General features: G+C 64.9%; 25 protein-coding genes. 10 read left to right on the top strand and 15 right to left on the bottom strand.

What is annotated here, in order from left to right:
• Positions 1–164: 164 nt before the first annotated feature.
• From H3H36_RS13770 to purU, 5 genes are all read right to left on the bottom strand, one after another.
• On the bottom strand, positions 165–2,444 hold the full coding sequence (locus H3H36_RS13770; RefSeq protein ID WP_182218470.1) for a TonB-dependent receptor: 2,280 nt from the start codon (positions 2,442–2,444) through the stop codon (positions 165–167).
• Between the two features lie 16 nt (positions 2,445–2,460).
• The gene (locus H3H36_RS13765) at positions 2,461–2,907 is read right to left on the bottom strand and encodes a copper chaperone PCu(A)C (RefSeq protein ID WP_182218468.1); all 447 of its coding nucleotides are present in this window, start codon (positions 2,905–2,907) and stop codon (positions 2,461–2,463) included.
• A 242-nt stretch (positions 2,908–3,149) separates the two neighbouring features.
• Positions 3,150–3,560, bottom strand: coding sequence for a DUF2946 domain-containing protein (locus H3H36_RS13760; RefSeq protein ID WP_182218466.1), 411 nt, complete (start codon positions 3,558–3,560; stop codon positions 3,150–3,152).
• A gap of 84 nt (positions 3,561–3,644) precedes the next feature.
• A complete protein-coding gene (locus H3H36_RS13755) occupies positions 3,645–4,187 on the bottom strand; it encodes a YaeQ family protein (protein WP_182218463.1) in 543 nt (180 codons plus the stop codon).
• A 30-nt stretch (positions 4,188–4,217) separates the two neighbouring features.
• Positions 4,218–5,087 (bottom strand): formyltetrahydrofolate deformylase, encoded by an 870-nt coding sequence (gene purU / locus H3H36_RS13750; RefSeq protein WP_182218461.1) that lies wholly within the window; start codon positions 5,085–5,087, stop codon positions 4,218–4,220.
• 177 nt (positions 5,088–5,264) lie between these two features.
• On the opposite strand from purU, the gene H3H36_RS13745 reads away from it, so the two are divergent.
• The 3 genes from H3H36_RS13745 to H3H36_RS13735 all read left to right on the top strand — a co-directional run bounded on the left by H3H36_RS13745 (position 5,265) and on the right by H3H36_RS13735 (position 7,427).
• Complete coding sequence (locus H3H36_RS13745; RefSeq protein ID WP_182218458.1) at positions 5,265–6,296, top strand: NADP-dependent oxidoreductase; 1,032 nt, start codon at positions 5,265–5,267, stop codon at positions 6,294–6,296.
• 146 nt (positions 6,297–6,442) lie between these two features.
• On the top strand, positions 6,443–6,931 hold the full coding sequence (locus tag H3H36_RS13740) for a hypothetical protein (RefSeq protein WP_182218456.1): 489 nt from the start codon (positions 6,443–6,445) through the stop codon (positions 6,929–6,931).
• A gap of 139 nt (positions 6,932–7,070) precedes the next feature.
• Entirely contained in the window at positions 7,071–7,427 is a 357-nt protein-coding gene (locus H3H36_RS13735) for a KGG domain-containing protein (protein ID WP_182218454.1), read from the top strand.
• 105 nt (positions 7,428–7,532) lie between these two features.
• Here the strand turns inward: H3H36_RS13735 and H3H36_RS13730 are convergent, their stop codons facing one another.
• Entirely contained in the window at positions 7,533–8,357 is an 825-nt protein-coding gene (locus tag H3H36_RS13730) for an inositol monophosphatase family protein (RefSeq protein ID WP_182218452.1), read from the bottom strand.
• Between the two features lie 98 nt (positions 8,358–8,455).
• Here H3H36_RS13730 and H3H36_RS13725 point away from each other — a divergent pair, with 98 nt between their 5' ends.
• A complete protein-coding gene (locus H3H36_RS13725; protein ID WP_182218450.1) occupies positions 8,456–9,265 on the top strand; it encodes a helix-turn-helix transcriptional regulator in 810 nt (269 codons plus the stop codon).
• A gap of 2 nt (positions 9,266–9,267) precedes the next feature.
• On the opposite strand, the gene H3H36_RS13720 is transcribed toward H3H36_RS13725, so the two are convergent.
• The 4 genes from H3H36_RS13720 to modA are packed head-to-tail and all read right to left on the bottom strand — an operon-like array spanning position 9,268 to position 12,270.
• A complete protein-coding gene (locus H3H36_RS13720; protein WP_182218448.1) occupies positions 9,268–10,101 on the bottom strand; it encodes a TOBE domain-containing protein in 834 nt (277 codons plus the stop codon).
• Positions 10,076–10,795 carry an ABC transporter ATP-binding protein gene (locus H3H36_RS13715; RefSeq protein ID WP_182218446.1) on the bottom strand — a complete coding sequence of 240 codons (720 nt, stop codon included), beginning with the start codon at positions 10,793–10,795 and terminating at the stop codon, positions 10,076–10,078. The genes H3H36_RS13720 and H3H36_RS13715 overlap by 26 nt, the downstream gene beginning before the upstream one ends.
• 6 nt (positions 10,796–10,801) lie before the next feature.
• Positions 10,802–11,476, bottom strand: coding sequence for a molybdate ABC transporter permease subunit (gene modB / locus H3H36_RS13710; protein ID WP_182218444.1), 675 nt, complete (start codon positions 11,474–11,476; stop codon positions 10,802–10,804).
• Between the two features lie 41 nt (positions 11,477–11,517).
• The gene (gene modA / locus H3H36_RS13705) at positions 11,518–12,270 is read right to left on the bottom strand and encodes a molybdate ABC transporter substrate-binding protein (RefSeq protein ID WP_229219901.1); all 753 of its coding nucleotides are present in this window, start codon (positions 12,268–12,270) and stop codon (positions 11,518–11,520) included.
• A gap of 207 nt (positions 12,271–12,477) precedes the next feature.
• Between modA and H3H36_RS13700 the strand changes: the two genes are divergently transcribed.
• The 5 genes from H3H36_RS13700 to cydX are packed head-to-tail and all read left to right on the top strand — an operon-like array spanning position 12,478 to position 16,158.
• Positions 12,478–13,056 carry a GbsR/MarR family transcriptional regulator gene (locus tag H3H36_RS13700; protein WP_182218502.1) on the top strand — a complete coding sequence of 193 codons (579 nt, stop codon included), beginning with the start codon at positions 12,478–12,480 and terminating at the stop codon, positions 13,054–13,056.
• On the top strand, positions 13,053–13,289 hold the full coding sequence (gene cydP / locus H3H36_RS13695) for a cytochrome oxidase putative small subunit CydP (protein WP_182218440.1): 237 nt from the start codon (positions 13,053–13,055) through the stop codon (positions 13,287–13,289). The genes H3H36_RS13700 and cydP overlap by 4 nt, the downstream gene beginning before the upstream one ends.
• On the top strand, positions 13,273–14,844 hold the full coding sequence (locus tag H3H36_RS13690) for a cytochrome ubiquinol oxidase subunit I (protein WP_182218438.1): 1,572 nt from the start codon (positions 13,273–13,275) through the stop codon (positions 14,842–14,844). Before cydP ends, H3H36_RS13690 begins: the two co-directional genes overlap by 17 nt.
• Before the next feature lie 9 nt (positions 14,845–14,853).
• Positions 14,854–15,996, top strand: coding sequence for a cytochrome d ubiquinol oxidase subunit II (cydB, locus tag H3H36_RS13685; RefSeq protein WP_182218436.1), 1,143 nt, complete (start codon positions 14,854–14,856; stop codon positions 15,994–15,996).
• A gap of 12 nt (positions 15,997–16,008) precedes the next feature.
• Positions 16,009–16,158, top strand: a complete 150-nt coding sequence (gene cydX / locus H3H36_RS13680) for a cytochrome bd-I oxidase subunit CydX (protein WP_182218434.1) — start codon at positions 16,009–16,011, stop codon at positions 16,156–16,158.
• On the opposite strand, the gene H3H36_RS13675 is transcribed toward cydX, so the two are convergent.
• On the bottom strand, positions 16,155–17,012 hold the full coding sequence (locus H3H36_RS13675; RefSeq protein WP_182218432.1) for a GIY-YIG nuclease family protein: 858 nt from the start codon (positions 17,010–17,012) through the stop codon (positions 16,155–16,157). The genes cydX and H3H36_RS13675 overlap by 4 nt on opposite strands.
• 115 nt (positions 17,013–17,127) lie before the next feature.
• Between H3H36_RS13675 and H3H36_RS13670 the strand changes: the two genes are divergently transcribed.
• Positions 17,128–17,637, top strand: coding sequence for a M48 family metallopeptidase (locus tag H3H36_RS13670; protein WP_182218430.1), 510 nt, complete (start codon positions 17,128–17,130; stop codon positions 17,635–17,637).
• Here the strand turns inward: H3H36_RS13670 and H3H36_RS13665 are convergent.
• The 4 genes from H3H36_RS13665 to H3H36_RS13650 are packed head-to-tail and all read right to left on the bottom strand — an operon-like array spanning position 17,634 to position 20,992.
• Positions 17,634–18,188 (bottom strand): LOG family protein, encoded by a 555-nt coding sequence (locus tag H3H36_RS13665; protein WP_182218428.1) that lies wholly within the window; start codon positions 18,186–18,188, stop codon positions 17,634–17,636. The genes H3H36_RS13670 and H3H36_RS13665 overlap by 4 nt on opposite strands.
• Before the next feature lie 6 nt (positions 18,189–18,194).
• A complete protein-coding gene (locus tag H3H36_RS13660; protein ID WP_182218426.1) occupies positions 18,195–18,968 on the bottom strand; it encodes a hypothetical protein in 774 nt (257 codons plus the stop codon).
• A gap of 28 nt (positions 18,969–18,996) precedes the next feature.
• Positions 18,997–19,662 (bottom strand): TetR/AcrR family transcriptional regulator, encoded by a 666-nt coding sequence (locus tag H3H36_RS13655; protein WP_182218424.1) that lies wholly within the window; start codon positions 19,660–19,662, stop codon positions 18,997–18,999.
• 52 nt (positions 19,663–19,714) lie between these two features.
• Positions 19,715–20,992 (bottom strand): patatin-like phospholipase family protein, encoded by a 1,278-nt coding sequence (locus H3H36_RS13650; RefSeq protein ID WP_182218421.1) that lies wholly within the window; start codon positions 20,990–20,992, stop codon positions 19,715–19,717.
• Between the last annotated feature and the right edge of the window lie 208 nt (positions 20,993–21,200).

The following is a 21,200-nucleotide window of genomic DNA, read 5'->3' as shown; positions in this document are numbered from 1 at the left end:
GATTTATGCTCCACGCTTCCTTCCCACAGTCAGTTACCCTTCCGCAGTTGCGCTTCACTTCGCTCACTGTGGTCAGCTCGCGGCGGGACTTGCACCCACAGGAGTGCGCCCATGCTGGGCGCACCAATGAAAAATGCCCGGATCGCTCCGGGCATTTTTTTGCTTTACAGGTCGTACTTCAGTTCCGCCACCAGCGTACGCTGGGTGTAGGGATGGAAGGCCCAATACTTCGCGTTGTTGAGGTTATCGATACCGGCCGACGCCGTCCAATGCTGGTCCAGCCGGCAGCGCACACGCACATCCATCACCAGGTATTTCGACACACCCGTGTACGTGTTGCCGTTCGGGTCGCTGTTGTCGAGCGTGCCGTACTGCTTGCCGCTGTAGCGCACGCCATAGGTGCCGCTCCACCGCGCGTTGGCCTGATAGGCGGCCAGGAAGTTGGCACGCCAGCGCGGCACACGCGGTTGCAGCTTGCCCACGCTGGCCGGGAAGGCATCATTAGCAACGATGCGCGAATCGGCGTAGGTCAGGCTGTCCGTGATACTCAAGCCGGACAGCAGCACATTGTCGGCCTGGTGCGAGAACTCCACGCCCGTGGTGCGGATCTTGCCCACATTCTGGATGGTGTTGACGGTCGGCGTCAGCGGCTGCGAATACAGGGCGTCGCGCGTCACTTCATGGAACAGCGTGGCGCGCAGGCTGGAGTCGGCGTTCAGGCGCTCGGCCGTCAATTCGCTGGTCCACGACTTTTCCGCCTTCAGGTTGGGATCCGTGTACAGGATCTTGCCGTCCACGATGGCGCCCTGGAACAGTTCGGCCGCCGTCGGGTTGCGCACGGCGCGCCCGGCCGATGCTTTCATCGTCCATTCGTCGCTGGCGCTCCACGCCAGCGCGGCCTTGGGCGACCACGCCGATTCGCTGCGGTCGGTGAACGGCAGCAGTTTGCCCCTGGCGCCGATCTGGCCATCGAACGCTTGCCAGTGCTCGAAGCGCGCGCCCAGCGTGGCCTTCCAGGCCGGCGCCATACGCCAGGTATCCTGCGCGAACAGGCTTTCTAGCCGGGTGTCGCCGTTGAAGTCGGACACCGGCGCGCCATCGGCCGCATGCAGCCAGTCGCCGCTGCTGAACACGTGGGTGCGCAGCCTGGCGCTATCGCGCTGCACGCCGAAATCGACGATGTGGGCGCCGGCCATGCCGTCCGGGCGCCACGTACCTTTCAGCGCCAGCGTGTTCCAGCCGCTGCCGCCCATGTCCGTGATGTTGCCCTGGCCGTTGGTCTGCGCGTTCGCCACCAGCACGGTCGGGGTGCGCACCAGGTCGCGGTGGTAGTCATACAGGCTGGCCGCCACTTCCCAGTCGAACACGCCCTTGCCATGGCTTTTCAGCGACAGACCGTGCATCAGGTGTTCAAGATCGCCCACGCTGGGCGCGAAGTCGGAAGCGAGCAAGGTGTAGGTCTTGCCGCCGACGTTAATGCGGTTCTTGTCGTCGCCCGTGTAGACGGCGTTGCCGGCCGCGTCACGCAGGTAGGAATCGGAATGGCGTTCGGCGTCGTTCTTCCACCAGCCCAGCGTGTAGCTGGCCCGCAGCACAGGCGACACGTCATACGCCAGCTTGACCTTGGCGTGGTCCTGGATGGTGTGGATCTGGTTGGTGGCGCCCAGGATCAGCCAGTCCTGGTTGACGGGGTTGCGATCGGCCAGCGCGCCCGTCACGGGCAGGCCGGCGCTGCCGGGCACGCCCTTGCTGGTCAGCTTGTTGGCGTAGGCGATGGGCTGGCCGTTGCTGTCCAGGCGCGACAGGTCCAGCCACCACGACCAAGCGCCTTGGCGGTCGCCGATGGCAGCGCTGCCCTGCTTGCCGAAGTAATGGGCGTCCGTGCCGTACTGCTGGAACGCCTGGCCGAAGCCGGACAGCTTGAAGTGGGCTTCAAAACGGGTGGGCATGCGGGTCAGGAAATCAACCACGGCGCCCACCGAGTTGCCCGCGTAGGCGGCCGAGAACGGGCCATACAGCACGTCCACGCGCTCGATCTCCTCGGGCGTAACGAGGCCCCAGCGCGGCGTGTAGGTGGCGCCGTTGCCGAGCAGGTTGGACAGCAGGATGCCGTCCGCGTACACCATCGAACGGGCGCTGTTGCCGGTGCCCGAGGCGCGGCTGGCCAGCACGGCGTGGTCGTAGTCGCCCACGTAGCGCTTGCGCACGTTCAGGCTGGGCAGGTATTTGAGAGCGTCCTCGCTGTCGAGGGCATTGATGCGCTCCTCGATCTGCGGGCCGGTGATGCCTTCGATGGTGGTGGGGATCTGGGTCGGCAGCGAGCTGGGACGGCCGCCGTTGATGGCGATCACCGTCATCGGCTGGGCTTCATCGGCCACGGCGTGGCCGGCACCCAGCAGGGAAAGCAACAGCACCAGCGGCTTGATACGGATACGTGATGTCATGGCACGCTCCGCTGGCTCAATGTTTGGGGGCGGTATAGTTGAGCGCCTTGACGGGCACGGACAGCGAGACGGTCTCGGTCTTCTTGTCCTGGTTCTGGATCACCAGCGTCATGGGCACCGTGTCGCCCTCCTTCAACTGGCGCTTCAAGTCCAGCAGCATCACGTGGTAGCCGCCCGAGGCCAGATTCACGGGCTTGCCGGCCGGCAGATCAAGGCCGGTGATGGCGTGCATGCGCATCATCTGGCCTTCCATCGCCATTTCGTGGATCTCGACCACGCCGGCCGCGCTGGAGCGTACTTCGACCAGGCGCGCGTCGCGCGCCGACTGCAGCTGCATGAAGGCGCCGGTGGCCTTGGCGGTGGGCACGGTGGCGCGTATCCATGCATCCTTCACGGTAACCTGGGCCATGGCGCAGGAGGCAATCGTCATCGATGCGAGGAAGGTCAGGATTTGCTTGTTCATGTTCGTTCTCTCTTCAAGTGGCGGTACGGGCCGGTGCGGTGCCGGGTCAGGCTGCCGGGCCGGATCGGCGCGGACAACGACGGAGGCACAACGGCGGTACTCGCGGGGCCGCGCGGGGCGGCATTCTATTCAGGCGCGGTCAGGCGCCTGGGCTATACGATTACGGGTGCGGTGCGGGGAACGGCGCGGCGCGCGGAATGTGACCGGCATCAGGTCGCAGGCAGGCCGCATGCAAGCCGCAATCAGGCCACGGGCGGGCCGCGCGGGCGCGAGGCCGACCACGCCATCAGCGGCGCGGGCGAGCGGTAGAACAGGAACGGTTGTATCGAGTGCGTGCTGAACAGGCCCAGCCCGGAGACGAGCGTAGGCAACAGGCCGTAGCTGCCGGCGTGTGGCGTGCAATAGCCGCAATCGTCCATGCTGAACATGGCCTTGTGCGGCGCCGGCTGTTTGTCGGCGCCATCGGCCAGTATGGCCTGGAGCATTTCGCCGGCCGGCGCGGCCTGCAGTGTGCTGCGGCAGATTTCCCAGCTCGGCGGCTGGCCCTGCATGAAGGCGACGGCATGGGAAATCGACGGCGCAAGCGCGTTCATGAGAATCGCAAAGCATGCGATCCAGATGTGCAACGCGCGTAGGTTCGATTTCCTGGACATGGGGCGATTATAGCGGAGTGCGCATTTTCGCCACGCGAACAGCTGCGGCGAACTTGATTTATGCTGTCCTTTTTCGGGAAAAGGTCAGCGCTCGGCCTTGAACGTTTCGCGGCCGATTTCCACCGTCGCGGTGCCGTCCGTGAGCCAGATCTGGCCGTCCTGTATCGTGCATTGCAGTTGCATGGTGCGCTGGGCCATTTTCTCCAGCTCGGCGGTGGCGTCGGCCGGCAAATTAATCACGGTCAGGTTCTTGCACCGCTCGACCTTGTTGGCCAGCTGCTTCCACCAGATATGGCTGGTGGCGCTGTAGCTGTACACCACCACGTGCTCGGAACGGCCGCAAGCCTTGAGCAGCTTCTTCTCGTCCGGCTGGCCCACTTCGATCCACAGCTGGATGGCGCCCGTCAGGTCCTTCTGCCACAGGTCCGGCTCCTCCACGTCGAACAAGCCCTTGGTGAAGGTCAGCGCCTCGTTGGCGTGGATGGCGAAGGCCAGCAGGCGCACCATCATGCGCTCGTCCGTCTCGGACGGATGGCGCGCCAGCGTCAGCGCCTGGCTCTCGTAGTAGTTGCGGTCCATATCCGCGATTTGCAGATCGGCTTTGTAGATTGTCGCTTTGAGGGCCATCTTGTGAAACTCTGTAAATGATATAAACGATTACTTGAATACGACGGTCTTCTCGCCGTTTTGCAGGATGCGGTGCTCGACGAACCACTTGACGGCGCGCGCCAGCACCACGCACTCCACGTCGCGGCCGATGGCCGACAGCGTTTCGGCGTCCATCGAATGGTCCACGCGCTCCACGTCCTGCTCGATGATGGGGCCTTCATCCAGGTCGCCCGTCACGAAGTGGGCGGTGGCGCCGATCAGCTTGACGCCGCGGTGGTGGGCCTGGGCATACGGCTTGGCGCCCTTGAAGCTGGGCAGGAAGGAGTGGTGGATATTGATCGCCTTGCCCTTCAGGGCCGCGCACAGTTCGGGCGACAGGATCTGCATGTAGCGGGCCAGCACCACCAGGTCGATGCCGTGGGTGTTCATCAGCTCGATGATCTTCGCTTCCTGCGCGGCCTTGGCTTCCTTGGGCGCGCCGGTGGCCAGCGGCAGGTGGTGGAACGGGATGTTGTAGCTGGCCGCCAGCTGGTAGAAGTCCATGTGGTTGGACACGATGGCCGGAATCTCCACCGGCAGCAGGCCGCTCTTGTAGCGGAACAGCAGGTCGTTCAGGCAGTGGCCGATCTTGGACACCATCAGCATCACGCGCGGCTTGTAGCGCGCGTCGCGCAGTTCCCAGTCCAGGCCCATCTCGGCCGCCAGCTGCCCGAAATCGGCGCGCAGCAGCGCGTCGCCCACGGCGCTATCCTCCAGCGCGAAGTGCACGCGCATGAAGAACAGGCGCGATTCGCCGTCGCCGAACTGGGCCGAGTCGATGATGTTGCAGCCGTGGTCGGCCAGGAAGCCCGATACGCGATGAACGATACCGCGCTGATCCAGGCAGGAGAGAGTCAAAATGTATTCGGGGTGGGTCATGGCTGCTATTGGGCAATGATGCGTTATCTGAACAAGGGCGATATTGTCGCATGCCGGAGCCCCTGCCGTAAAAAAGTGGGCAGAAAGGCATCGCCACTGGCCACAAAATCGGAAATAGCACGGTCGTGCATTTATGCGGTATAGTGGACGCCACCTACCCTTACAGAGGAAGAAAAAATGACAACGAACGTCTTGGAGAACCTGCAATTTCGCCTCGCCGCCCGCCCCGTGGGCATGGTCAAGGCCAGCGACTGGCAGCAGGTGGTGGAGCCGGTGCGCGAATTGGCCGACGGCGAAATCCTGGTCAAGGTGCTGTACCTGTCACTGGACCCGGCCATGCGCGGCTGGATGAACGACGCCAAGTCCTACATCCGCCCGGTGGCCATCGGCGAAGTGATGCGGGCCGGCGGCATTGGCGTGGTGCTGGCCTCGCGCTCGCCCAAATTCGCCGTGGGCGACCATGTATCCGGCGGCACGGGGGTGCAGCGCTACTGGATCGGCAAGGCCGACGACAAGGCCGGCGCGTTCTACAAGGTCGACCCGACGCTGGCGCCGCTGACCACCTACCTCAACACGCTGGGGATGCCCGGCATGACGGCCTACTTCGGCCTGCTCGAATCGGGCCAGCCCAAGGCCGGCGAGACGGTGGTGGTGTCGGGCGCGGCCGGCGCCGTGGGCCAGACCGTGGGCCAGGTGGCCAAGCAGCTCGGTTGCCGCGTGGTCGGCATCGCCGGCGGCAAGGAAAAATGCGATTTCGTCGTCAACGAACTGGGCTTTGACGCCTGCATCGACTACAAGCACGATTCCGTGCGTGACGGCCTCAAGCAGCACTGCCCGCAAGGCGTGGACGTGTATTTCGACAATGTGGGCGGCGACATCCTCGACACCGTACTGACCCGCATCAACATGAAGGCCCGCATCGTGATCTGCGGCGCCATCTCGCAGTACAACAACACGGAGCCCGTGAAGGGACCGGCCAACTACCTGTCGCTGCTGGTCAACCGGGCCCGCATGGAAGGCATCGTCGTGTTCGATTACGCCGACCGCTACCACCTGGGCGTGGCCGCGCTGGGCCAGTGGCTCAAGCAAGGCAAGATCAAGAGCAAGGAAGACGTGGTGCAAGGCATAGCCCAGTTCCCGCAAGCGCTCAACATGCTGTTTGAAGGTAAGAACTTCGGCAAGCTGGTGCTGCAGGTGGCGCAAGACTAAACGCGCACACGGGGGCGGCCCGCGCCGCCCCAGCCCTCATCTTCACGCGCCGGCGGAACTTCCGCGCGCCGCCAGCGTCTATCCCAAGTGAGCACTTGCCGCCCGGCGCCGCCGGGCGTTTCCAACCGCCAGCTTGAGGATACGCCATGGATACACTCATCCCCCCCGCGTTACGGTCGCATTGCGACGCCCTGATCACCTATTCCACCGACGTGAGCCAACACCTGCTCGACACGATGCACAAAGTCGGCGAACTGAACTTGCAGCTGGCGCGCGACATGCTGGCCGACCTGGGCCAGATATGCCAGCGCTCAATGGCCGATGGCAACGCGGCCGAACTGGGCGCGGCGCTGGGCAGCAAGCTCAATCCCGCCAACGGCCCGCTGCGCGAGTACCAGCGCAAGCTGGCCGACACCATGGCCCATGCCTGCGACGACCTGGCCCGCGCCACGGAAACCCATATGCCCAAGCTGAGCCGCTCGGCCACGGCCTTGGCCGAGGACGCCATGCGCCGCGCGTCCGAGGAAGCGGCCAAAGCGACGGAACGCCAGCAGCAGGCGGTCGAGCAACTGCAGGCCGGCATCCACGGTGGCGACGGCCACGCGGACGAACACGCGGGCCAGCGGCCGCACTGAACCTGGGGCCACGCCACATGGAACTTCCGCCGGCGGCCCATCTCTAACCACGCAGGGCAGCCGAACGTGCCCGGTTCGCCGGCGCCACAACGCGGTGCCCTGCGATAAACAATCATTTCCCATGACTAAGGAGGTCGATATGGCCAGCAATCAAGGTAGCGAGCAGGGTAAAGGCGGCACGCAAAAAGGCACGGCCAAGCGCGGCTTTGCCGCCATGAGCGAGGCGCAGCAGCGCGAAATCGCCAGCAAGGGCGGCCAGGCGGCCCACCAGAAAGGCACGGCGCACGAGTTCGATTCCGAGGAAGCGCGCCGCGCCGGCCAGAAAGGCGGCGAGGCCGTCAGCCGCGACCGCGAGCATATGGCAGAGATAGGCCGCAAGGGTGGCGAGAACCGGCAACTGGCGGCGCGCCAGAACGGCAAGGTGCGCGCCGCCGCCAGCTCGCAACAACAGGACAAGAGCGCCACGCGCCAGGGGGGCAAGGAAGACGCCAGTTGACCGTCGCCACGGCCGTGAGCACGCCCGCGCGGCAGCCACGGCCGGCGCCGTCCGTGCGGCGCCCTGACCGTGCTGCCGGCGCCGGCACTGACGCCTTGGTGTCGCTTACGCCGCCAGCACTTCCTGCAAGCGCAGCAGCATGGACGCGTGCACGCGGGGCGGCGCAGCCGCAATGTCGGCCGACAGCAGGCGGTAAGGCGCGCCATCGACCTGGCTCACCATGCCACCGGCTTCTCGCACCAGCAGCGCCGGCCCCATGCAGTTGAAACCGTCCTCGCCGAATTCCCAGAACGCGTCGAGCCGGCCGCAAGCCACATAGGCCAGTTGCAGCGACGTGGGGCCCAGGTTGCGCACGGCCGCCACGTCGGGCAGCATGGCGCTCAGCGCCCGGCCGGCACGGCCCACGGCGCGCGGTTGCTTGACGGCGAACGGCGGCTGGCTGGTGGCCACCACGCCGTTGTAGTGGCTCTCGCGCTGGTTCACGCGCACCGGCTTGCCGTTGCACCACGCGCCGCCACCCCACACGGCGTGGAACATCTCGTCGTGGGCCGCGTCGAACACGGCCACGAACACGGGCACGCCTTCGCGCACCAGCGTCAGCGACATGGCCCAGTTCGGCATCGCGCGCAGGTACTGGGCCGCGCCATCGATCGCATCGCAAATCCAGTATTCGCCCTGCGCCAGCAAGGCGACGGCTTCCTCGTCGTCGCTGTCGGCGCCCTCGAACTCGCCTTCCATCCAGCCGATGCGCGGATACAGCTCGGCCAGTCCACCGCGCAGCGCGGCCGAGGCCTGGCCGTCGATGCGCTGGAAGGCGGCCGCCATCTCATCGAGTTCCACCACCGGCTCCAGTTGCCAGAACGTGTCGCACAAGGATGCTCCCACACTCCGCAACAGGGCCAGCACCTCTTCGGTATCGATTGCAGTCATGTTAAATCCTTGCTATAAATGAAAGTTCCTAGCATGCCAGCAGCGCCGTCGTCCGGCTAACTGGCGCCAGACAAGAGATAACGCGATCGGGCCACAATATGCATTTGCACCCTCCTCCTTTCGAAGAACGCCGGCTCACGGCCGACTTCCCCATGCTGCTCACGCCCACCCATGCCGATCTGTCCGGGACAGATAAAGGCAAGCACATCCACCGCCATCCGGAAGGCCAGATGTACATCGCCTTGCAGGGCTTGATCGTGCTGGAAGCGGGCGGCAACCGTACCGTGCTGCCGCCGGGCCGCCTGGGCTGGGTGCCGCCGCAGATGGCGCACGGCGCCAGCGTGCACGGCAGCAAGCTGCGTCCCGGCCTGGCCGGCTACACGCTGCACCTGGCGCCGACGTTGTGCGACGCGCTGCCAGCGCAGCCCCAGGTGTTGCGCCTGTCGCCCGTGGCCAGCGCCCTGTTCGAGCGCATGCGCGGCTGGCCGCAAGGCACGCCCGCCGACGCGGCCGAACACAGGCTGATGATGGTGTTCCTCGATGAGATAAGCCGGGCCGAACCGGACCCGCTGCGCCTGATCATGCCGCGCCATCCGCGCCTGCTGGCGATGGCGACCAGCATCGCCGAGAACCCGGCCGATGAAACGGACCTCGATGGCTGGGCCGAACGGATCGGCCTGTCGCGGCGCAGCGTGACGCGCCACTTCCGCGCTGAAACCGGCATGTCGCTGGTGGAATGGCGCCAGATCGCGCGCCTGCAGAAAGGCATGGAACTGTTGACGGCGGGCGAGTCCGTGACGACGGTGGCCATGAACCTCGGCTACGACAGCGTGAGCAGCTTCATCGCCCTGTTCCGCCGCATCCTGGGCACCACGCCCGCCAAGTTCCTGCCGTGGGGCCAGGTCTGAACTTAGCCGGCGGTGCCGAGGATGACGCTGGACGCCTTGAAGATGGCCGTGGCCGGCGCCCCCACCGCGAGATCGAGCGCTTCGGCGCTGTCGCGCGTGATGATGGCGGCGATGGTGCCGCCGCCCGGCAAGGCGATGCTCACTTCCGTGTTGACGGCGCCCGGCTGCAAGCGCACCACCGTGCCGGCCAGCTGGTTGCGGGCCGACAGGCGCGCGCCGGTCGCATCCGTCATGACGATGATGGACGAGGCCTTGACCAGCGCGAACGCCGGCGCGCCCTCGCGCAAGCCCAGGCTGTCGCAACTGTCGCGCGTGATGGTGGCCACGACCTGTTGCCCGCCCATGATCTCCAGCACCACCTCGTCGTTGACGGCGCCGCGCCGCAGGGCGATGACGGTGCCGCTGAACTGGTTACGCGCACTCGTTTGCATCTGCATTTTCCGTATCAATAAAAAATCGTCGGCCAGGCCGTGGGACTGGGCGCTCAAATGGGCGATGAACTGGTCGTGCTCGGCCGCGATCTGGCGGAAGTTGGCCACCAGCTGCGCGCCGCGCGCCGTCAGCCGCGTGCCGCCGCCGCCCTTGCCGCCGGCCACGCGCTCGACCAGCGTGGCGCCGGCCAGGTTGTTCATGGCGTCGATGGCGTCCCACGCGCCCTTGTAGCTCATCTTGACGGCCTTGGCCGCGCGCGTGATGGAACCCGTTTCCGCGATGGCCGCCAATAACGCCACGCGGTCCTGGCCACCCAGCTTCTCGCCGCCCACCGTCATCCACACATTGCCTTGCAAGGCCAGTTGCGGTGGCGCGCCGTCAGGTGCTCGTTTGTCGTGTTCCATCTTTCAACTCCGGGAATTCAAAGGTGCGCACCGGCGCGATCTTGCCGTCTTCCATGCGCAGGATGTGTTCGCCGAACACGCGCGCATCGTCGGGATCGTGCGTGATCAAAATCATGGGGATGGCCAGCCGGCGCTGCAGCGCGTCCAGCTCGGAGCGCATGCGCGCGCGCAGGCTGGGATCGAGCGCGGCGAACGGCTCATCCAGCAGCAGCGCCTGCGGATCGGGCACCAGCGCCCGCGCCAGCGCCACGCGCTGGCGCTGACCGCCCGACAGTTCGTGTGGAAACTGGTGCGCCACGTGCTCGAGCTCGAACGCCTGCAGCCAGTGGCGCACGGCCGCGTCATCGGCCCGCGCGCGCGGATTGAACCAGCCTCGCGCCAGGCCAAACGCGATGTTCTGCCGCACATTCAAATGGGGGAACAGCGCGTAATCCTGGAACAGGTAGCCCACCTGGCGCTGCTGCGGCGCCAGGTCCACTCCGCCCGCGCGGTCGAACAGCAGGCGGCCGTCGAGCGCGATGCGGCCCGCGTCCGGCGTCATCAACCCGGCCACGGCTTTCATCAGCTGGCTCTTGCCGGCGCCCGACGGGCCGTAGATGACGATGCGCTGGCTGTCGGAGGTAAATTGCGCGTCCAGCGTGAACGTGCGGGCGCCCGAGCGCATCTTCTTACGGATATCAACCTGGATCTGCATGGTGGCTCAATCGTTGACGAGACGCTTGGGCGTCAGTTTGCTGGCCAGCACCAGCACCACGATGCAGGTGACGGAGGTGATCAGCACCAGCATGTTGGCGCTGTCGTCCTGCCCCGCCTGCACGGCTTCGTACACGGCGATCGACAGCGTTTGCGTCTTGCCCGGTATGCTGCCGGCCACCATCAGCGTGGCGCCGAATTCGCCCATCGAACGGGCGAAGGCGAGCAAGGTGCCGGCCAGCACGCCGCGCCACGCCAGCGGCATGGTCACGCGCAGGAACACGCCGAACGACGAGATGCCCAGCACATGGGCGGCCTGCTCCAGTTGACGGTCCACCGTTTCGAACGCGGAGCGGGCCGCCTTGAGCACCAGCGGAAACGCCACCACGGCGGCCGCGATCACGGCCGCCTGCCAGGTGAAGATCAGGTTGATGCCGAAGCTGCGTTGCAGCCAGCCGCCGAGCCAGCCGTTGCGGCCAATCAGCACCAGCAGGTAGTAGCCGAGCACGGTGGGCGGCATCACCATCGGCAAGGTCAGCATGGCGTCCAGCATTTCGCGGCCGGGAAAACGGCAGCGCGCCAGCAGATAGCCCAGCGCCAGCCCCAGCAGCAAATCGATGGCCGTGGCCCAGCCCGCCACCTTGAGCGACAGCGCCAATGCGATCCAGGCCGGGTTATCCATCGGGGTTATCCATCGGGGTTATCCATCGTTAAGCGCCGGCTTCAGGGACGGCCGAAACCATACTTGGCCAGGATGGCCTGGCCCACGGGCGTGAGCACGAAGGCGACGAAGCGGCGTCCGGCCTCGGGCTGCGCGCTGCCGGCCGTGGCGGCGATCGGATAGCTGACCGGCGTTTCGGTGGGCACGGTGGCCACCACTTTCACCCTGTCCTTTTGCACGGCCACGTCGGTGGCATAGACGAAGCCCGCGTCCGCCTCACCGCGCGCCACGTAATCGAGGCTCTGGCGCACGGAGGTGGCGTAGATGGCTTTCGGTTCCACGGCCGCCCACAGCCGCGCCTGTTCCAGCGCGTGTTTGGCGTAGCGGCCGATGGGGACGCTGGCCGGGTTGCCCAGCGTGACGCGTTTCACGCCAGGCTGGGTCAGGTCGCCCAGGCCATGCAGCTCCGCGCCCCCGCTGGCTGGCACGATCAGCACCACGCGGTTGCTGGCGAAGTTGGCGCGGCTGCCGAGGCGCAGCAACTTCTGGCTCTCGGCCTTGTCCATCGCCTCCTGGTCGGCCGAGGCGAACACGTCCACCGGCGCGCCCTTGGCGATCTGCTGCACCAGCGCATCGGAGCCGCCGAAATTGAGCTGCACCTTGTCGCCCACGTGGGCCTGTTCATAAGCCTGGGCGATGTCCTTGAATGCGTTCGTCAGGCTGGCGGCAGCCGACACCGTGATATCGGCCGCGCTGGCCGTCCCCGCCGCTGCACCGAGCAACAGCGCCGTCACCACACCAACTTTCCGCAACATACACATTCCTTTCCACCATGGCGAAATCGCAATATACCGCATTATATAGCGCAACGTTTTTTCCCGCTCTACATCGAAATAGCTAGGCCGACTACGCACTTTTCGTAAACCTTCTATAATTTCAGGAATTACTGAAAATTCAAAAGGACACGTATCGTGATCAATCTCACACCATTGGCGCAACGCTTCATCCTGCATTTCGGCGAAATGGGCAGCCGCTGGGGCATCAACCGCACCGTGGGCCAAATCTACGCCCTGCTGTACGTGAGCGCCCGCCCACTGAACGCGGACGAGATCGCCGAATCGCTGTCGTTCTCGCGCTCCAACGTCTCGATGGGGTTGAAGGAACTGCAATCGTGGCGGCTGGTCAAACTGCTGCACCAGCCGAACGACCGGCGCGAATACTTCGAGCCGCCCAAGGACGTGTGGGAAATCTTCAAGGCCTTGCTGGAGGAACGCCGCCGGCGCGAAGTGGAGCCCACGCTGTCCATGCTGCGCGACGCGCTGCTGGAAACACCCACCACGGACGCCGACCGCGTAGCCCAGCAAAGGATGCGTGAAATGTATGAGCTGATCGAACTGTCGAGCGCGTGGTTCGACGACGTGCAGCGCCTGTCGCCGGACACGCTGGCCTCGCTGATGAAGATGGGTTCCACCGTCAAGAAGCTGCTGGACGTGGGTGAATCCGTGCGCGACAAATTCCGCTTCGGCCGCGCCGACGCCGCGCCGTCCGCCGACGCCGATGCGAGCGTGCCGGCCACCACCCGCGAACGGGACGGCCGATGAACCGGCCGCCCACAGCCAGCCGGCGCGGCCTGCCGCTGTGGCTCGCCATCAGCCTGGCCCTCGTACTGAAGGGCGCGCTGCTGTTCTGGCTGTGGCACGCCTTCTTTTCCCATCCGCAGGCCCACCACATGCGGATGCCCAGCGCCGAAGTCCAGCAGCACTTGCTGGATGGCGCGCCGGCATCCAATCCCTCTCCCCCAACTTCCGAGATGAAAAATGACTCCGCTCGATGATGTCGTCAGCCTGTCGCGCCTGCAGTTCGCCGCGACGGCCATGTATCACTTCCTGTTCGTCCCGCTCACGCTGGGTTTGTCCTGGCTGCTGGTCATCATGGAATCCGTCTATGTCATGACGGGCAAGGAAATCTACAAGGACATGACCCGCTTCTGGGGCAAGCTGTTCGGCATCAACTTCGCCATGGGCGTGACCACCGGCATCACGCTGGAATTCCAGTTCGGCACCAACTGGGCCTATTACTCGCACTACGTGGGCGACATCTTCGGCGCGCCGCTGGCCATCGAAGGCATGATGGCGTTCTTCCTCGAATCAACCTTCGTCGGCCTGTTCTTCTTCGGCTGGAACAAGCTGGGCAAAGTGCAGCACCTGGGCGTGACTTTCCTGGTCGCGTTCGGCTCCAGCCTGTCGGCCCTGTGGATCCTGATCGCCAACGGCTGGATGAACTACCCGGTGGGCGCGGAATTCAACTACGACACCATGCGCATGGAGCTGGTCAGCATCGTTGACGTGATCTTCAATCCGGTGGCGCAAGTGAAATTCGTGCACACGGTGGCGGCCGGCTATGTGACGGCCTCCATGTTCGTGCTGGGCATCTCCGCGTTCTACCTGCTCAAGGCGCGCGACATCCCGTTCGCGCTGCGCTCGTTCGCCATCGCGGCCGGCTTCGGCCTGGCGTCCTCGCTGTCCGTGATCGTGCTGGGTGACGAATCGGGCTACACGGCTGGCGAAGTGAACAAGGTCAAGCTGGCCGCCATCGAAGCGGAATGGGAGACGGAACCGGCCCCGGCCGGCATCACCGTCGTCGGCCTGCCCAACGACGCGGCCGAACGCACCGATTACGCCGTCAAGATTCCCTACGTGCTGGGCCTGATCGCCACCCGCTCGGCCGACAAGCAAGTGGTCGGCATCAAGCAACTCAAGCTGGAACACGCGGCCCGCATCCGGCGCGGCATGACGGCCTACGCGGCGCTGAGCCGGCTCAAGGGCGGCGACACCTCGCCGGCCGCGCGCGCCGCGTTCGACGCCGTCAAGGCCGACCTCGGCTACGGCCTGCTGCTGAAGAAATACACGCCCAACGTGACCGACGCCACCGACGCCCAGATCCAGTTGGCCGTGAACGACACCATCCCCAAGGTGGCGCCGCTGTTCTGGTCGTTCCGCGCCATGGTGGGGCTGGGCTTGCTGTTCCTGTTCATTTTCAGCAGCGCGTTCTACTTCCTGGTGCGCAAGCGGCTGGCGCCGCAACGCTGGCTGCTGCGGCTGGCCGTGTGCGCCATTCCGCTGCCGTGGCTGGCCGCCGAACTGGGCTGGGTGGTGGCCGAGTACGGCCGCCAGCCGTGGACCATCGCCGGCATCCTGCCCACCCACCTGTCGGCCTCGTCGCTGCAAGCGGGCAGCCTGTACTTCAGCCTGGCCGGCTTCATCGGTTTCTACACGCTGCTGCTGGTGATCGAAATGGGCTTGATGTTCAAGTTCGCGCGGCTGGGACCGAGCAGTTTGCATACCGGCCAGTACCACTGGGAACAAACGGGCCACGCGCCCGCGCACTAAGGAGCGACCATGTTATTCGACTATCAAACCTACAAGATCATCTGGTGGTGCTTCGTCGGCGTGCTGCTGCTGGGCTTCGCGCTGACAGACGGCTTCGACTTCGGCGTCGGCATGGCGCTGCCCTTCCTGGGCCGCAATGACGGCGAACGGCGCGTCATCATCAACACCATCGGCCCCACGTGGGAAGGCAACCAGACCTGGTTCATCACGGCCGGCGGCGCCGTGTTCGCGGCCTGGCCGCTGGTGTACGCGGCCGCCTTCTCCGGCTTCTACATCGCGCTCATGCTGTGCCTGTTCGCGCTGTTCTTCCGTCCGGTCGGTTTCGACTACCGCAGCAAGCTGGCCGACCCGCGCTGGCGCAACGCCTGGGACTGGGGCCTGTTCGCGGGCGGCATCGTGCCGCCGCTGATCTTCGGCGTGGCCTTCGGCAACCTGCTGCAAGGCGTGCCGTTCCAGTACGACAGCACCATGCGCATGGAATACACGGGCAACTTCTTCCAGCTGCTCAATCCCTTCGGCCTGCTGGCGGGCCTGCTCAGCGTGGCCATGCTGGCCATGCATGGCGCCACCTTCCTGCAGCAAAAGACGGACGGCGCCATCGCGCATCGCGCCCGTGCACTGGCCATGGTCGCTGCCGTCGTGACGATGGCGCTGTTCGCGGCCGGCGGCCTGTGGGTGGCCTACGGCATCGAAGGCTACCGCATCACGGCCATGCCCGATGCGAATACGGCCTTCATGCCCGTCGCCAAGACGGTGACGCGGGCCACGGGCGCGTGGCTGGACAACTATGCCCGCTGGCCGCTCACGCGCGCCTTCCCCGTCGCCGCGTTCGCCGGCGCGGTGCTGGTCATCGTACTGAGCCTGCTGCGCCGCACGGTGGCGGCCTTCCTGGCCAGCGGCCTGACGGTGGCGGCCATCGTCCTCACGGCGGGCGCGGCCATGTTCCCGTTCGTGCTGCCGTCATCGCTGGCGCCGGGCAGCAGCCTGACGGCCTGGGACGCCGTGGCCAGCCACAAGAGCCTGGCCGTGATGTTCTGGGTGGTGGTGATCATGCTGCCCATCGTGCTCAGCTATACGGGCTGGGTCTACCGCGTAATGCGCGGCAAGGTCACGCTGGAACAGATCCGCGACAACGAACACACGGCATACTGAAAGGACAACATCATGTGGTATTTCACCTGGATACTGGGCCTGGGGCTGGCACTGTCGGCCGCCATCATCAACGTCATGTGGCTCGAAGCCCACTACGCCTTCGGCCATCGCGACGAGGACACCACCCGCGCCAGCTTCGAGCGCGCGCGGGAACAGTCCTAGGGCAACGCCAGCGTCAGGCTGCCTTGCGACAGCGGCCTGGCGAGGATGTGGTAGACATCGCAATCGAAGTGCGGCGTGGCCTTGCTGCGCCGCCGTCCCTTGCCGCGCGGCCCCAGGTAGCACCAGTGGTCCACCACGTGCACCTGCCGCACGCCATGCGCTTGCTCGACGATGCCAATGGCGCCCGCGAATGGCCATGGCGCGATATGCAAGGGTTCCAGCGCCGCCCGCACGCGCGCGCCGTGTGCCTCGGCACTCTCGGCGCCCACGCACACCCCGGCGCAGCGGCGCAGTTGCCGGGCGAAGCACGGCCGGCCACGCGCCACTTTTTCCAGGCCCAGCGTGGCGCAGCACAGGCCGGCGCGGTCAGCCACGTCGCGCAACGCCTCCATCGCAGCGGCCCGCGTGCCGAACAGGCCATACAAGCCGGGCGTACGGGCGAAGTCCACCGCGCTGGAAAACACCACTTCCGGCAGGTTGCCGGCCATGCGCAGCGCGCACATCTCGCGCAAGCCACGCAGTTTCTGATTGAATGGCGGTTGCAACTGCTTGATCAATTGCGACTCGCGCAACAGCGCGCCGATCTCCCCGCCAGTGCACTCGAAATCCACGCGGCGGCTGCACTGCAGCAGCTTGCCTTCCTCGGCCGTGCGCAAGTGGCTGAGCACGCGCTGGCGGATGTTGACGCTCTTGCCCACGTACAGCGCCTCGCCATCGTCATCGCGAAAAATGTAGATGCCGGGCTGGGATGGCAAGGCATCCAGGCTGGTGCGGTCGATGTGATCGGGATAAACAAAAGGAATGACGGGATCGCCGTGGATCAGCAAGCCCAGGGAATTGACGTGGGTACGCATGGGAGGAAAGAGCGGGACGAGCACAGCGGCGAAGACACGGCCTCATCATACGGCGTTTTGAGCGGCTGTGGTATATTTCCGCCTCCCCTGCCCGGCCCGCTCTTGCCTTTCCATCATGTCCGCCCTCAAGTACCTCAGCGCCTATTCCGAACAGACCCAGCACCAGGTGTCGCAGCTGATCGCGCAAAACCGCCTGGGCGAAGTGCTGCTCAAGCGCTACCCGAAGGCGCACGACATCCGCACCGACAAGGCGCTCTACCACTACGTGCAGGAATTGAAAACTGAGCACTTGCGCAACGCCGAGCCGATCAACAAGGTGGAATTCGACAGCAAGATCCACGTGATCAACCACGCGCTGGGCTTGCACACGGCGATCTCGCGCGTGCAAGGTGGCAAGCTCAAGGCCAAGCATGAGATCCGGGTGGCCACCGTGTTCAAGGAAGTGCCGCTGGAATTCCTGCGCATGATCGCCGTCCATGAACTGGCGCACGTGAAGGAAAAGCAGCACGACAAGGCGTTCTACAAACTGTGCACCTACATGGAACCGAACTACCACCAGTACGAGTTCGACCTGCGGCTGTACCTGACCCAGCTCGATACGGCCGGCCAGCGACTCTGGAGTTAAGCGGCGGCGTGGCGTGAACGCAGGCGTTGCACCAGCGCTTGCGGATCAGACTCCACCATCATCAGGGCCGCGTGCTGCGGGCGGATGAAGCCTTCGCCGCTGGCATGGTTGATGAAGCCCATCAGGCTGTCGTAGAAACCGTCCACGTTGAGCAGGCCGACCGGCTTGGCATGAATGCCCAGCTGCGACCACGTCAGCATCTCGAACAATTCCTCCAGCGTGCCCATGCCGCCGGGCATGGCGATGAAGCCGTCGGCCAGCTTGGCCATCATGGCCTTGCGTTCATGCATGTCCTTGACGATGAACTGGCGCGTCAGGCCCATGTGGCCCACTTCGCGCTCCATCAGCGCGGTCGGGATCACGCCCGTCACATCACCGCCCAGGCGCAGCACTTCGTCGGCGATGATGCCCATCAGGCCCACATTGCCGCCGCCGTAGATCAGCGCGATATTGTCCTCGACCAGCGCGCGCCCCAGCGCGCGGGCCGCGTCCGCATAACGGGGGCTGGCGCCGGGGTTGGCGCCGCAGTACACGCAGATCGATTTTGTCACAGCCGATTAATCCTCAAGTTCCTCTTTCGCCAGTTCCACGTCCAGCCGCTCCATCGCATCGCGTGGTTCGCAAGCGGCCGCAGCCTCGTACAGACCGACGGCCTCGTCCATTTTCTTTTTGCCGTCGAGCATGACCAAGGCGTTAGCATACTCGATGCGGGCAATGGCCGAGTCGGGATTGAGTTCCAGCGCCTTCTTGAAGTGCTTGAAGCCCTCTTCCTTCTTCACGCCGTAGGTCAGGCCGCCGATCATGGCGCCCACCTTGTCGATGATCTCGCTGTGGTAGGTGCCCAGCGCGATATGGGCGTCCGCATGCTTGGGGGCCAGCTTGAGCGTCATGTCCAGGCTGTGCTTGACCTTGGCGCCCACGCCCTGGGCCAGCGCCTTGACCACGGAGATGCCCTGGGCATAGCGGCCCAGCGCGTAGGCATGCCAGTAGTAGCCGTTCGCGTTGTCGGGCTGCTCCTGCTGCTGGCGCTCGCAGCGCTCGGCCACTTCCTCGAAGGTCGCGATCTTTTTCTTCTCGCTCTTTTCCAGGTAGGTGGCGTACATGCAGGTGGCCTTGTGCGCCACGGAGTAGCCGTCCACACCGACGTCCAGCCCGATCTTGGTGGCGCGCTCGAAATCGCCCGCATGGAAGGCGATCCACGCCTCGACCAGGCGCGCGTCCTTGGGGAACGGTTCCGCATCGCCCACGTGCAGACGGGCCCAGTTCTTCTTCAGGCTGGCGGCCGTGTACACATAAGCATCGTCAGGATGCGGGAATTTACTCCATGCCATAGTTTTCTCCGAGAGTTATTTCGATTTTTTATTTCAGCTTCTTCAAATATTCTTCAGACAACTTCTGGAACAGCACGCTGGTTTCACCGCGCAGGTAAGGGCCGATCTGCGACAGCACCTGGTAGCAGCCGCGCGCCAGCGCGTCCGCCATCGATTGCTGTTCCGTGTATTTGCGTGGGTTGCGCACGTATTCATACGACAGCCAATAGGTCGCCACCACCACCATGTTGGTGGCCATGGCGTCGATGGCCACGTCGCTGGCCTCCATCGACTGTTCGGTGCGCAAGTCTTCGCACAGCTGCTTGGCGACCTTGATCTTGTGCGCCAGGATTTGCTTGAAATGCAGTTCCAGCTTGCGGTTGCGCGACAACAAGTCGTTCAGGTCGCGGTAAAAGAAACGGTAACGCCAGATCAATTCAAACATCAGGTGCAAATACAGCCACACGTCCTCGATATTGGAGCGGCGGCCATCGGGCACGGTCAGGATGCGTTCGATTTCCGCCTCAAACTGCGAAAAGATCGAATTGACGATGTCGTCCTTGTTGCGGAAGTGGTAGTACAGATTACCCGGCGAGATATTCATCTCCTCGGCTATCACGGTGGTCGTGATATTCGGCTCGCCAAATTCGTTAAATAAGCGCAGGGATAATTCCAGGATGCGTTCTCGGGTGCGGCGGGGAGCTTTTTGTAGCATAGCAGGCGATCTCTCTTTATTCTCCTGCAAGCATAACACCGAAGCTGCTACTTTAGAAACTGCCGTGCGTTGAATGGCCATGGGCTACTTTTAAATACCGTTCGAGGTCGTTGAGCACATTGTCCAGCCGCGTGGTGGCCTTGCGGGCCGGCTTCTGGCTCACCAGGGACAGGCTGGTGTCGCTGAGCACGGACAATTTGAGGCGCATACCGTGGCGCGCCAGCTTGGGGCCCAGCGTGTCGCGCTGCTCCCACAGCATCAGGCGCGTATTCTGGTAGGCCTGCTCGCACATGCGGCGCCGGTTGTTGTAGCTGAAAATGTTGGTGAAAAACAGTTCCGCATCGTCCTCGCTGGGCTGGAACAGCACGATATCGACCTCGGGATGGCTGATCTGGTAGCTGGCCAGGCCCGTTTCCAGGCGCGAATGCAGGATGGAGCGCAAGGTTTGCGACAGCACATCGAGCAAGCCGCCATTGGCCAGCTTGCGCGCGCCCTCCTGGAAGCGGGCGTTGTACGGCACGATAGGATTCACGCACAGCAACAGGTCCACGCCCTCCTCCAGCGCGATCGAGGCGTGCATGGTCTTGCGCAGCGCGCCATCGACGAAATGGTGGCCATCGACCTCCACCGGCGGGAACAGGCCGGGTACAGCCGAGCTGGCCTGCACGGCCACGGAGATGGGCATGCTATCCCAACCCGGCGTGCCGAAACGGACGGCCTTGCCCGTGTCCAGATCGGTGGCCACGATGACGAGCTTGCGGCGCAGCTTGCGGAAGTCGTTGCTGCGGCCGGCCTGGGAAAACGTGGCGGCCAGGAAGTCGCCGATCGCATCGCCCGAGAAGAAGCCGGCCGGCAGCAATTCCTTCAGGCGCTCGAACGAGGCGGCCAGCGTGCCGCGCCGGCTCACGTAATGGAACAGCGCGCTCGCGAACAGCCCCGGCGCCGCGCTCATGCGCTTGCCGAATTCCTTCAGTGCCGGGCGCAACAATGTTTCCGGCTTGAACAGGATGGCGCCATCGACAGCGTCCACATCGCTCTCGATGAACAGCCGGCACATCTGGTGCGGCGTGACGCCATTGGCCAGGCCGGCGGCGATGATGCCGCCCGCGCTCACGCCCACATAGATTTTCGCGTCATTCAGGTCCAGCCCTTCCACCGCCTCCTCCAGCGCGGCCAGCGCGCCGATTTCATACACGGCGGCCAGTGGTCCGCCGCCGGCCAGTGCCAGGCCGATGCGGGGCTTGGGTGGCGCTGCGCGGGACGCCCGGCGCGGCGCGGCGGCGCCAGCGCGGCGGGGGGACTTGCGGGGTGTTGCGGCAATCTTGGGCATGGCGTACTACATTTCTTCAGGTGTTACCGGCGATACTTACTCGTGGGGTGTTTCCATGCCACAAGAGTGAGGACGATACTGTGCAAAAAAAAGAGTGCTTCATCAATTAATTGGGGACGTACCCCAATTAATCGGGGATGCAACCCGGTTAATTGGGGTCCGTCCCCGATTTATCTGCTACGCAAGTGTTCCCCCCGGACCCGGCCCG

This window comes from Rugamonas fusca, from assembly GCF_014042365.1.
Lineage (GTDB): Bacteria > Pseudomonadota > Gammaproteobacteria > Burkholderiales > Burkholderiaceae_D > Rugamonas > Rugamonas fusca.
This window is presented reverse-complemented; position numbering and strand designations above follow the sequence as displayed.